This window comes from Polynucleobacter tropicus (assembly GCF_013307225.1).
Classification (GTDB): domain Bacteria; phylum Pseudomonadota; class Gammaproteobacteria; order Burkholderiales; family Burkholderiaceae; genus Polynucleobacter; species Polynucleobacter tropicus.
In genome coordinates, this window is the sequence record NZ_CP028942.1 from 879789 (window position 1) to 892410 (window position 12622).

The 12622-nt window shown below is 44.8% G+C and carries 11 protein-coding genes and 1 tRNA gene; 5 read left to right on the top strand and 7 right to left on the bottom strand.

All coding sequences use genetic code 11. From position 1 onward, the window contains the following. Positions 1-22: 22 nt before the first annotated feature. Together DCO17_RS04595 and pgi are read right to left on the bottom strand one after the other, a co-directional pair. The gene (locus DCO17_RS04595) at positions 23-1408 is read right to left on the bottom strand and encodes a phosphomannomutase/phosphoglucomutase (RefSeq protein ID WP_173955612.1); all 1386 of its coding nucleotides are present in this window, start codon (positions 1406-1408) and stop codon (positions 23-25) included. Positions 1409-1457: 49 nt separating this feature from the next. Next, positions 1458-2954 carry a glucose-6-phosphate isomerase gene (gene pgi / locus DCO17_RS04600; protein ID WP_173955613.1) on the bottom strand — a complete coding sequence of 499 codons (1497 nt, stop codon included), beginning with the start codon at positions 2952-2954 and terminating at the stop codon, positions 1458-1460. Positions 2955-3083: 129 nt separating this feature from the next. On the opposite strand from pgi, the gene DCO17_RS04605 reads away from it, so the two are divergent. Both DCO17_RS04605 and DCO17_RS04610 read left to right on the top strand, forming a co-directional pair. After that, positions 3084-4220, top strand: coding sequence for an NAD(P)/FAD-dependent oxidoreductase (locus DCO17_RS04605; RefSeq protein WP_173955614.1), 1137 nt, complete (start codon positions 3084-3086; stop codon positions 4218-4220). Between the two features lie 35 nt (positions 4221-4255). Beyond that, positions 4256-4343, top strand: a tRNA-Ser gene (locus tag DCO17_RS04610). Between the two features lie 12 nt (positions 4344-4355). Here the strand turns inward: DCO17_RS04610 and DCO17_RS04615 are convergent. Then, positions 4356-5270, bottom strand: a complete 915-nt coding sequence (locus DCO17_RS04615; protein WP_173955615.1) for a transporter — start codon at positions 5268-5270, stop codon at positions 4356-4358. Positions 5271-5402: 132 nt separating this feature from the next. On the opposite strand from DCO17_RS04615, the gene DCO17_RS04620 reads away from it, so the two are divergent. After that, a complete protein-coding gene (locus tag DCO17_RS04620; protein WP_173955616.1) occupies positions 5403-6836 on the top strand; it encodes a sensor histidine kinase in 1434 nt (477 codons plus the stop codon). A gap of 32 nt (positions 6837-6868) precedes the next feature. Here DCO17_RS04620 and DCO17_RS04625 read toward each other — a convergent pair whose 3' ends face one another. Further along, positions 6869-8095, bottom strand: coding sequence for a CaiB/BaiF CoA transferase family protein (locus DCO17_RS04625; protein ID WP_173955617.1), 1227 nt, complete (start codon positions 8093-8095; stop codon positions 6869-6871). Positions 8096-8185: 90 nt separating this feature from the next. Here DCO17_RS04625 and DCO17_RS04630 point away from each other — a divergent pair, with 90 nt between their 5' ends. After that, complete coding sequence (locus tag DCO17_RS04630; protein WP_173955618.1) at positions 8186-9190, top strand: Bug family tripartite tricarboxylate transporter substrate binding protein; 1005 nt, start codon at positions 8186-8188, stop codon at positions 9188-9190. 3 nt (positions 9191-9193) lie between these two features. Continuing rightward, positions 9194-10006, top strand: coding sequence for an enoyl-CoA hydratase/isomerase family protein (locus DCO17_RS04635; RefSeq protein ID WP_173955619.1), 813 nt, complete (start codon positions 9194-9196; stop codon positions 10004-10006). A gap of 1 nt (position 10007) precedes the next feature. Here the strand turns inward: DCO17_RS04635 and hemW are convergent, their stop codons facing one another. From hemW to rph, 3 genes are read right to left on the bottom strand one after another with little or no spacing between them, the layout of a single operon-like run. After that, positions 10008-11210, bottom strand: coding sequence for a radical SAM family heme chaperone HemW (gene hemW / locus DCO17_RS04640; RefSeq protein WP_254598817.1), 1203 nt, complete (start codon positions 11208-11210; stop codon positions 10008-10010). Then, a complete protein-coding gene (gene rdgB / locus DCO17_RS04645; RefSeq protein WP_173955621.1) occupies positions 11203-11814 on the bottom strand; it encodes an RdgB/HAM1 family non-canonical purine NTP pyrophosphatase in 612 nt (203 codons plus the stop codon). The genes hemW and rdgB overlap by 8 nt, the downstream gene beginning before the upstream one ends. A gap of 33 nt (positions 11815-11847) precedes the next feature. After that, positions 11848-12588 (bottom strand): ribonuclease PH, encoded by a 741-nt coding sequence (gene rph, locus DCO17_RS04650; RefSeq protein WP_173955622.1) that lies wholly within the window; start codon positions 12586-12588, stop codon positions 11848-11850. Between the last annotated feature and the right edge of the window lie 34 nt (positions 12589-12622).

The following is a 12622-nucleotide window of genomic DNA, read 5'->3' on the forward strand; positions in this document are numbered from 1 at the left end:
TATGCAGGGGCAGCAGCAGATCTTAAAACGGTAAATTCGCATCAGGTTTAGCTGCCAGCAAAGCCACTTTAAACTCTGCCTGAATACGTGCAATCGCTGCTTCACTGTCTGCTTCAAAGCGCATCACTACGACTGGAGTGGTATTCGATGGTCTAGCTAGACCAAAGCCATCTGCATACTCTACGCGCACGCCATCAATAGTGTTAATAGACTCAGAAGTAGGGAATTTGGCATTGGCTTTAATGATTTCAAGCAATTTAAAGGGCTCACCTTCAGCGCAGGCTAACTGTAATTCAGGGGTGCAAATCGCGTTTGGTAAATCATTGAGCGTCTGATTAGGATCTTTTTCTTTAGAAAGAATCTCTAAAAGACGTGCGCCCGTATATAGGCCATCATCAAAGCCAAACCAACGGTCTTTGAAGAAAATATGACCACTCATCTCACCGGCTAATGGTGCACCAGTTTCTTTAAGTTTTGCCTTGACTAAAGAGTGACCAGTTTTCCACATGAGTGGCTCGCCACCATGTTGTTTAACCCAAGAGGCTAAGTTGCGCGTGCATTTGACGTCATAAATAATCTGACCGCCTGTATTACGCGAGAGAACATCTTTTGCAAAAAGCATCATTTGACGGTCTGGGAATATCACTTGACCATCTTTAGTAACCACCCCAAGACGATCAGCATCACCATCAAAGGCAAGACCGAGTTCATTGTCAGTGGCTTGTAAATTCCTAATGAGGTCTTGTAGATTTTCTAAATGAGCTGGATCGGGATGGTGATTTGGGAACTTGCCATCGACTTCGCAAAAGAGCTCTTGCACTTCACAGCCTAGCGCTCTAAATAGTTTGCCTGCAAAGGCGCCGCCAACACCATTGCCACAGTCAACGGCTATTTTTATGGGGCGGGCTAGTTTGACATCACCCACAATGCGCTCTAAATACATTGGGAAAATATCAAAAGCACTGCGAGTGCCCTGGCCGGTAGCAAATTGCTTTGCTTCAATGCGTTTACGCAAATCTTGAATTTGATCTCCATAAATAGCTGCACCACCCAAGACCATCTTGAAGCCGTTATAATTCGGTGGGTTATGGCTACCGGTGATCATGATGCCGGATTTGGGTTTTTTGCCATCCAATACTTGGTTAGCGCCAAAGTACACCATTGGTGTAGCTACCATACCTAAGTCAATCACATTGATACCGGTTGAGAGTAGACCTTCAGTGAGGGCCTCAATCAAACTCGGGCCAGATAAGCGACCATCACGACCAATCACAATTTCTGTCTCGCCTAGTTCACATATCTCTGTGCCAAAGGCTTGACCAATCAACTTAGCAATCGAGGGATCTAAAGTTTGATCAATGATTCCACGTATGTCATAAGCCTTAAAGATGGAGGGGGAGAGTTGCATGAAATACCTTTAGATAGAGGTGTAAAGGAAGCGCAGGGCGCTTAGTAAATTAAGAATTTAATAAATTAATGCGTGCAGCTGTAACTACATCAATGCTGTCATTTGCTTCCACATGGTCTGAGCCACTACCCAATGCTTTTTCAATTGGCTTGGCTAAAACTTTGCCGTATTCCACGCCAGGCTGATCAAAGCTGTTGATATTCCAAAGCGCGCCTAATGTAGCCGCACGGTTTTCGTAAAGGGCAAGAAGTGCACCCAAATAAAAAGCGTTGAGCTCAGGCAAAAGCAATAGATTGCTAGGGCGCTTACCTGGGTAAACGTCATTGGGGTTATTGGCATCTTTACCATGCGCTAGGGCTTGAGCCTGTGCTAAGCAGTTTGATAGCAGGATGCGGTGGTGGGCTAGGGCTTCAGGGCGATCGCTCATCGGTTTGCGAACGGCAATAAAGTCAATTGGAATGACCTCGGGACCTTGGTGAAAGAGTTGGAAGTAAGAATGCTGTGCATTACTGCCGGCACTACCAAACACTATTGGTGAGGAATGTTTAATAGGCTTACCGTCTTTGCCAACACTCTTACCGTTACTTTCCATATCTAACTGCTGTAACCATTTTGGAAACCAATCTAAAGCATCGGCATATGGAATGGCTGCATAAGACTTAATGCCATTTTTTTCTTGTTGATGCAAAAGCGCCACAGCCATGATGACCGGAAGATTTTCTTCTAAGGGCGCATTTCTGAAATGCAAATCCATGGCATGAGCACCAGCCAAGAATTCTTCAAAGGTTTTAAAGCCGTATTGCAATGCAATCGGCAAGCCGACGGCGGACCAAACGGAGTAACGACCGCCAACCCAATCCCAAAATGGGAAGATATGCTCTTCTTCAACGCCAAATGCCTTGGCGCCTGAAACATTGGCGGTCACCGCAAATAGGGCTTTATTGATCTGACGTTGCGTAAGTCCGCTATCTTTAAGCCAAGCTACTACAGCCTTGGCATTCATGGTGGTTTCTAGGGTGGTGAATGATTTAGAAACAATGATCACGCGAGTGCTATGCGGTAATGCCTTTGTCAAAATCCGCGCTAATTCAGCGGTATCGATATTGGCTAGGAAATGCATACGCATGCCACGGCTCTCAATCTCAGGAACGTGAGCTAAAGCTTCAATTGCTAATCGTGGACCAAAGTCGGAGCCCCCAATACCAATATGAATTACATCAGTGACGCCAACCCACTGATTGCATAGTGCATCAATGCGTTGCCACACCTTAATAACCGACGGCATTACATCTTGACCATCTAGGATGACTGGTGATTTAGAAAGATTACGTAGAGCAGAATGCAGTGCAGGGCGATCTTCACTTAGATTGACATGCTTGCCGCTTAATAGATCTTCAATAAATTCTGGAAGATGGGATTTTCGTGCAAAAGAAAATAGTTCCTTCCATTGCGCCTCGCTAATGTTTTGATATGCAGTATCTAAAACCATATCGACTGCCACATGGGAATCATGGGCAGTATTGGATAGATTTTTTTCAGTTTGCATGGACCTAGAAGACATTGCTAGATTTTATCAAGAACCCTTGAAAAACCCTCTAAAACACTGAAAATGTTAGGATTTCAGTATATTTACAAATAAATCACTAAAAATTCAAAATTAAGGCGAGACGAGTTAATGGACCAGGTGGATTGTGTCGTTGTTGGCGCCGGCGTAGTGGGCTTGGCAGTTGCCAGAGAAATGGCATTGCAAGGTCGAGAAACCATTTTGCTCGAACGCGAAAATGCCTTTGGCACGATTAGTAGTGCCAGAAACAGTGAAGTTATTCACGCTGGAATTTATTACCCAAAAGATTCGCTCAAAGCCAAACTCTGTGTGCAGGGTAATCGCCTCTTATATGAGTATTGCCGTGACCATCTAGTAGCAACACAACCTTATGGCAAATTGATCGTTGCTAGCGATGAAACTCAAATCGATGATTTGAGAGCCATTCTATATAAAGCCCAAAATAATGGCGTGCCTGAAATTAAGATGATTTCAGGGGAAGAGGCAAAAGCGCTAGAGCCCAATCTCCAATGTTCTGCAGCATTACTTTCATCGACTACTGGCATTGTTGACAGTCACGGCTATATGCTATCCCTGCTAGGCGGCTTTGAGGATGCGGGTGGGATGGTGGCCTATCAATCACCACTGCTAAGTGCAAAGCCAATAGGTGGTAATGCTCAGAATGGCTATGAACTTCAAATCGGTGGTGCCGATGGCATGCAAATCCAAACTAAGTTGCTCATCAATTGCGCTGGTATGAGTGCTCCAGCAGTTGCGCAAAAAATTGAAGGCTTAGCAAAAGACCAAATCCCCAAAGCCTACTTTGCAAAAGGTAATTACTTTTCTCTTTCTGGTAAATCACCATTTACTCATTTGATTTATCCAATTCCAGAACCTGGTGGACTTGGAGTCCACCTGACTTTGGATATGGGCGGGCAAGCTAAGTTTGGACCAGATGTAGAGTGGCTCGATATTGATCAAGAAGAGCAAATTGACTACGCCGTCGATCCAAAGCGTGGTGACGGGTTCTATGAGGCAGTACGGCGCTATTGGCCAGACCTAAAAGATGCCTCATTACAGCCAGATTATTCAGGGGTGAGGGCCAAAATTGTTCCGCCAAATGCGCCGGCAGGAGACTTTTGCTTCAATGGCCCTAAAGAAAATGGAATGCAGGGGCTCTATAACCTATATGGCTTTGAGTCCCCTGGGCTGACCTCTAGTCTAGCCATTGCAAGGTATTTAGAAGCTCAAATCAAAAGTTCTTTATAATCATGGTCTTGAATCAATCGCGATTCACAAGATACGGAAGAGTGGCAGAGCGGTTGAATGCACCAGTCTTGAAAACTGGCGACTGTAATAGGTCCGTGAGTTCGAATCTCACCTCTTCCGCCAAATTTCCTGCCTTTAAAACTCTACCGTGTATCTCAAATTGAGTAAGCGCGATTGCATGAAGCCATTTTTGATTTCCATATCGCGACCGTATTGCAATGTGAGCCTGCCCACCGAGGTATGAGCGACTCCGCTGAGAAGATATCTTTGGGTATTAACCACATTGTTTTGATATTGATTGTTAATTAATGTGGCACCACCCGCGACATAGAAATAAGTGGCGGCAACCGTGAAGATGGGGTCGATTCTATATATGGGACCAGCCTGAATCGTTGTTAAGGGCTTTTGGGTCAATGATTTATTGGTGGATGGGGTGCCGCATAGGGCCGCACACTGACTATTACCACCGTACCACATAGTATCAACAGCAATGGCGCCATCAACACTTTCAATGATTGGTCTCTGGAAGCCCATTTGTAAATCTGATTTGTAGCGGTTTTCGCCTACATTGAATACGGTTTGGTTTGAGTATCTGCTTGTTGGCGCCAAAAAATATCCTGCAATACCTAGGTATGTTCTGGTTTCTCGATTGGAGTATGGCCAAATTGCAGAGGCAATCGAGATATCTCCAAAGCCGGCATCTCCCGCATAAGAAGTCAGCGATCCTGCTGTTGTAATGCTGCCATATGGGAGTTGAACATAAGAAACGCCAGGGAGGCTTGCAAGCTCATAGGTAGATGAGACTCTGGCGAAAGCAGCGTTGGTGTTAATTATCGGGTTTCCATAGGGTTTACTAGTCACTACAGAACCGTTGTTATAAAAAGTGGTGTTCTCGCTATTTTGATAAGTCAGTGTCAGGTAATGCTTATTTGGCAAAGGCGCAACAATGTCATTGGGCTGCAGGTCAATTGCATAGGTAGGGGCATACAAAGATATTAAGAGAATGGTCGTAGTTAGAAAAATCGACCGTTTAGACATGTATCTTTGCATGGGCGCAATTTTATTCTGATTTCTGGATGAATATCACTTCCAATATAGAACTTTGCCCAAAAGCCGATAGATATCTATAGGTATGCTTTCGATGAATTAATTGAATTATTGAGTTCAGGGTACGATAGCGTCATGAAGCTGCTATTAGCCATCTACTTCTTCATTATTGCCATTATCCAAACAGGATTGTTCTTTGGCATCTATCACTACTATCGGTCGCAAAATATTGTTAAGCCAAGTCCCTATTGGATGAGTTCTTTGCTTGCTAGTGTTTTCGCTTTATTTATATTTGGCGGTAGCATCTTGTCAGTGGAGGATATTGCCAAGCCCCAATTCAACTTCACTATTGGCAATACTTTATTTTATGTTGCTGCTGTTTTGCAGGCGCTATTTTGTTTGTCGCTCAATAAGCCCATTCCACGATACCTCAAGGTAGGTTTATATATTTCAGCCCTTGCATTTTTATTGATCTTTGAGTGGATGCGCGTAGCTGGCACATTTGAAATACGCACCTCATTTATGTGTGTGATTGCCAGTATTTTTTATATATGGCAGATCGTTGAGATTCGTAAGACAAAGTTAAAAGATTCTTCGACCCAATTGCTTTATATGCAGTTTGCAAGCTTTGCAGAGTTATTTTTTGCGCTAGGGCGTTTGATTATTTTGATTGCATCCTCCTTGACTATTCGCCAGATTGAACAAATCCCACAATTATTAATTCTTTTCACAATTGCGCAACTTGTAATGAATACGCTTTCATATATCGCTATTGGTGGTTACTGGGCAGAAAAGTTTGCACTAGCAAATGCAAAGATTCAGATCGAAAATGAAGAAATTAAGTCCCTCTTAGAAGAGCGAGAGGCATTGATAGGTTCTTTATTAAAGGCTAATAAGACTGCCAGTACTGGCGCTTTGTCGGCATCTATTGCCCACGAGCTAAATCAACCGCTTGGCGCCTCGAGCTTAAATATTCAGTTTCTCCAGAAGAAATTAGCCCAGGGAGATCTGAATCCAGCTCTACAAAAGGAAATTCTTGATACCTTGCTTGCAGACAATCAACGTGCGGCAAATATCATTCGATCTCTGCGTTCAATTTTCTCCGAAAGTGATGTTGCAACAACCGAGTTCGAGGTGGGTGATTTAATCTTCAATGTACTCAGCATTACTAAGCCAGAAATTAACTCTAAAAATATTCAAGTAGCGCTCAGAGTTGAGTCTGATCTCGTATTAAATGCGGACTCTGGTGAAATTCAGCAGGTTTTGTTAAATCTGATCAATAACGCCATTCAGGCTTTAGTAGCTTCGTCGCAAGAGAATAAAAAAATTACTATTACAGCCCAACGATCTCACGATTATGTGCAAATAGTCATAGCCGACAATGGCGATGGAATACCTACGGCTGCACAGGATCAATTATTTGAGCTCTTTACAAGTACAAAAAGCACCGGTATGGGGCTTGGTTTGTGGCTTTGTAATCATATCGTTACCCGTCATGGTGGGCATATACTATTCGAACCCAATGAGGGTGGTGGAGCCAAATTTATAGTGGAATTGCCAGTCGCCTAAGGCCTGAATTAGGCCGGGATTGCTTCTTGCGGCTAAGGTGCAAATGCGCCACCAGCTTCTAAGGCTTTGAGTTCTTCGCCAGCAATGCCCAATTCCGCCAAGAGTTGAGCATTATGTTCGCCCAGTAGCGGTGGATGTTTGCGAACTTGCTGTGGTGTGCCCATCATCTTGACTGCAAATCCAATGTTAGGAACTTTACCTTCAATTGGATGATCAATTTCCATGCGCATCTTGCGATGTTTGCCATGCTCGCTATCAAATGCTTCTGGATAAGTGTTAATGGGGCCTGCTGGAATGCCTTCTGTCAAGAGTTCATCAACCCATTCAGAGCAAGATTTAGTAACAAAAGTCTTCTCTAGTTCGGTGGCTAGCGCTAAACGGTTTGCCAAACGTAATGGATTGCTTTTAAAGCGCGGATCTTCAAATAGTTCTGGTCTGCCAATCTTGTCGCAAAGCAACTTCCACAACTTTTGATTGGTCGCACCCATCACAAAGTAACCGTCAGAAGCTTTCATGGCTTGATAGGGGGCGCTCATATGATTAGCGGTGCCAAGTTTGTAAGGCTCAATGCCAGTGCCCCAGTACTGCGCGGTATCCCAAATTGAGAATGCTAATGCTGAATCAAATAAAGAGGCATCAATGAATTGACCTTCACCCGTTTTGGTTTTGCCAATATACGCAGACAAGATTCCATAAACCGCAAAGAGTGCGCAACCAATATCGGCAACCGGCACACCTGCTTTAACTGGCGGGCCATCAGGATAGCCGGTAACGCTCATCACGCCAGACATGGCTTGAGCCATTAAATCAAAGCCAGGGCGATCAGCCCATGGACCGGTTTGACCAAACCCAGAAATACTCGCGTATACCAAACCTGGGTTGATTTTTTGTAATGACGGGTAATCAATGCCGAGTTTTTTCATAACGCCAGGGCGATAGTTCTCAACCAAGATATCAGCAGATTTGACGAGTTCAAAAAATACTTTTTTACCCGCTTCAGTTTTTAGGTTTAAAGTCAGACTGCGCTTATTGCGATTCATGTTTAAAAAGCCCATGCTGTCTGAGCCCTTCATCTTGAATCCCATGGCACCACGAGTTTGGTCGCCCGTGCCTGGTGGTTCAATTTTGATGACATCGGCACCCAGGTCAGCCAAGAGCATGCAGCAATAAGGCCCAGCCATAACCTGGCTCACATCCAGAACTCGGACTCCGGTAAGGGGCAGGGGTCTAGATTGACCCTCTATAGGTGTTTTCGTCATTGTCTCAAGCGTTTTTATATGTTTAGAATCAGCGTCTAATATTAACAAACACCACATAAACACTATTAAAAGAATCTTGGAGACTACATTTTGAAGAATGCCGTACTAAGCTTTATAAGTAAATCATCTGCACGCTGTGCATTACTAGCGTTATCCGTATTGGCATTTGCCAACATTAGCTTTGCTCAACAAGCTTATCCAACAAAACCGATTCGTTTGGTTGTGGGATTTGCACCTGGTGGCGGCACTGATATTGTGGCTAGAGCGATTGCTCCGAAGATGGGTGAGATTCTTGGTCAAAGTGTCATTGTGGAAAACAAGTCTGGCGCAGCGGGAACGATTGCGGCAGACCAAATTGCAAAATCATCGCCAGATGGTTACACCTTGTTAGTAGGACACTCTAACTCCAATGCGATTGCCCCATATGTATTAACCAATGTTCCATACAACCCAGCAACAGATTTCACGCCCATTACTTACTTAGGTTATGTACCTAACGTATTGGTTGTTAAATCATCATTGCCTGTTAATTCTGTTTCTCAATTGATTGCCTTGGCAAAAGCCAACCCTGGTCAGATGACTTACGGCTCGTCTGGCATTGGTAGTACGCAACATTTGGCAGGTGCTTTATTTGCCAAGATCGCTGGCATTCAACTCAATCACGTTCCATACAAGGGTAGTGGTCAGGCGATTATCGATTTGTTAGGTGGTCAAATCACCATGAACTTTGATACCTTGCCGCCGAACTTGCAGCAAATTAAAGACGGCAGTCTAAAAGCATTGGCGATTTCTACCCCAAAGCGCTTGGCGATCTTGCCTAACGTGCCAACCTTTAATGAAGTGGGTATTACAGGCTTCGATGTCACTAACTGGTACTCAGTCATGGGTCCAAAAGGCATGGATCCTGTTGTTGTGAATAAGATCGACCAAGCGGTTAAGGCTGCCATGGCGGACCCACAAATTAAAAAGACTTTGGATTCTCAGGGATTGCAGCCTGAAGGCCCAGCAACGCCAGCGGCCTTTGGTTTATTCCTTAATGCAGAGTTACTCAAATATCAACGCTTAGTCAAAAGCTTGAACATTAAAGCCGAGTAATTAATGTCCCTGGTGTCACAGGCTGGGCAGGGCAATTCTGAACGCATAGCGCAAGTTACTCTTGAGCTGCGCGACAATATTGCCTACATCACCTTTGATCATGTTGCCGCTCGCAATGCGATGACAGTAGGCATGTATCAGAGTCTGAAAACCATTTGCCAAGATCTAGCAAATAATCCCGATGTGCGAGTGGCGATACTTCGTGGAGCCGGCGGCAAGTCATTTGTATCAGGTAGTGATATTGCCCAATTTGCTAGCTTTGCCAGTGGTCAAGATGGCGTACATTATGAAGAAGGCATTGATGATTACTTAAGTCCTTTAGCCTTATTGCCCATACCAACAATTGCTGTGATTGATGGCATGGCGGTTGGTGGGGGCTTAGCGATTGCGAGCTGTTGCGACTTTCGGATCTCAACACCAGACGCTAAGTTTGGGGTTCCCATAGCCAGAACTTTAGGAAATTGCTTATCAGCAGGTAATGTTGCATGGTTGGTCGCTCATATGGGTATCAACATTGTGAAACGCATGTTGCTATTAGCTGAGCTCATACCCGCATCTCAACTGCTTCAGCAAGGCTACCTTTTAGCAACTTATGAGCAAGCAGATCTTGCTAAAGAAGCGGATGCATTAGCAAGCAAACTTTCTGTATTGGCACCCATCACTCAAAAGTCGAGCAAGCTCGCCTTAGCTCGCTTGTTACGCAATCATTTGCCTGACTGCGCTGATCTCATTTCAGAAACATATGGAAGTGCAGACTTTAGAAACGGCGTCGCCTCTTTCTTAAAGGGTGAGCCACCAGTTTGGACTGGTAAATAGTTCAGTCTAAAAACAACTCTTGAAGATTATTAAGGTAGCGCAGACCCAAATCAGTTGCCTTGAGTTTGCTGGGGTTCTCATCTAACAAACCTTTTTTACTTCCTTCTGCAAGGCCTTTACTAATCACGCTCAGCGGCAAACCTGTGCGCTCACTAAAAGTATGGGTTTCAACACCGCCTGTTAAACGTAAGGCATTAAGCATGAACTCAAAAGGAAGATCTTTGGGCTCTATGACTTTGGACTCAATAAGTGCATTTCCTTTGTTTTCCATGGCGGACATATAGTTCTCTGGATGGCGTTCACGAACCTGGCGAGTAATGCGATCTGGAAAAGAGATCTTGCCATGTGCACCAGCGCCGATACCTATGTAATCACCAAAACGCCAATAATTGAGATTGTGTTTGCATTCTTGATTTTTCTTGGCGTATGCTGAGACTTCATAGCGTGCATAGCCAGCCTTAGTTAGCAGGTCTAAGTTCTGCTCGTAAATAGCATCAACTTCATCATCAGAGGGCAGCTGTGGCGGAAAGTTTGCAAAGTAGGTATTAGGCTCTAAAGTGAGGTTGTAGAGCGAAAGATGTGGCGTGCCAAAAGATAGAGCAATTTCTACATCTGTTTTCGCATCTTCTAGACTTTGATTGGGTAATCCATACATCAAATCGAGATTGACGGATTTAAAGTGTTCTAGAGCTATGGCGATAGCTCGCTTAGCCTCGGCGCCATTGTGAATGCGACCTAGAACTTTGAGTTTTTCATCATCAAAGCTTTGCACACCAATAGAGATCCGGCTAATACCGCACTTGGCAAACCCAGCAAACTTCTCTGCTTCAATCGATCCAGGATTGGCCTCCATGGTGATTTCTGCATCAGGTTCTAAATTCACTCGAGCTCTAATGGCACAAAGTAACTCATCCATGCCGACAGGTGATAACAAGCTTGGTGTGCCACCGCCAATAAAAATACTATGAACTTGTCGACCCCAGACATTGGGTAACTCAGTTTCTAGATCTTTAATTAGCGCTTGGATGTAGCGCTTCTCATCAAATCCAATTTGCTTGATGCCATCTTTTTTAATTTGATGAGAATTAAAGTCACAGTAAGGACATTTCTTTTCGCACCAAGGAAAGTGTATGTACAGCGCCAATGGTGGAAGGACTATTAGATTTACCGCTTGAGTTTGCAGCGGCTTTTGTAAATTAGTCACGCTGGGTTTGCCATTCGTTGCGAGACTGTAATTCGGCGATAAGCTCACGCAATGCCTGGCCTCGGTGACTGATTGCATTCTTTTGTTCTGGCGCCAGTTCTGCTGCAGTAAGACCTAATTCTGGCAAGAGGAAGTGCGGGTCATAACCAAAGCCATTGGCGCCTTTAGGTTCGTCAATTAGGCTGCCATACCAGCGTGTTTGCACAATCAGTGGCTCAGGATCATTGGCGCTGTTTACAAACACGAGTGCGCAAACATAATGCGCTCCACGATTGTTTTTTCCCTGAAGATCTTTAATGAGCTTTTGATTATTCGCTGCATCGTTTGCAGGTTCGCCAGCGTAACGAGCTGATATGACACCAGGCGCGCCATCAAGTGCATGTGCGCAAATACCAGAATCATCAGCAAGCGCAGGCAAACCACTAGCTGCACTCGCATGTCTTGCCTTAGCCAACGCATTTTCAACAAAGGTGTGATGTGGTTCTTCAGCCGAAGGTATGTCTAATGCACCTTGAGGAATGACTTCAAGCTGTAAAGGTGCAAGTAAGGCGGCAAGCTCGCGCACCTTACCAGCATTGTTAGAAGCAAGAACCAGCTTTCGCATGTAATTAATGATTAAGAGATCTAAAGGAGGAGATTATTTCAGTGACTCAATTTGCAACTTTGTGAGCTCATGAATCCCTTGCTCAGCCAGATCCAAGAGGGCGGTGAGCTCGGCTCTTGAAAACGCTGCACCCTCAGCGGTACCTTGCACTTCAATCATGCCGCCTTTGCCAGTCATCACCACGTTCATATCGGTATCGCATGCAGAGTCTTCTGGGTAGTCTAAGTCCAGCACTGGTACACCTTGATAAATACCCACGGAAATTGCAGCAACACTATCAATAATGGGATCTTGCGTTAAGGAGCCATCTTTGAGTAATTGATTAACGGCATCACGTGCCGCTACATAAGCGCCAGTAATTGATGCGGTGCGTGTGCCACCATCGGCTTGCAATACATCGCAATCTAGGTGAATGGTGCGCTCACCCAAAATTTTGAGATCAAAGACGCTACGCATTGCGCGACCGATCAGGCGTTGGATTTCTTGAGTGCGACCTGATTGCTTGCCACGTGCTGCTTCACGATCACTGCGTGTATGAGTTGATCGTGGAAGCATGCCGTACTCGGCAGTTACCCAACCCTCACCAGAGCCCCGTTTATGTGGAGGCACTTTATCTAGAATGCTGGCTGTACATAGAACCTTGGTATCGCCAAAGGCAATTAAGACTGAGCCTTCTGCGTGCTTAGTAAAGCTACGGGAGATCGAGACAGGGCGTAAGTCTTTGGGCTTACGACCACTTGGACGGGCAATATTGGCTACGGTGGTGCTACTCATGGCGGGGTCCTAAATAAAGAATCTACAATGTCCA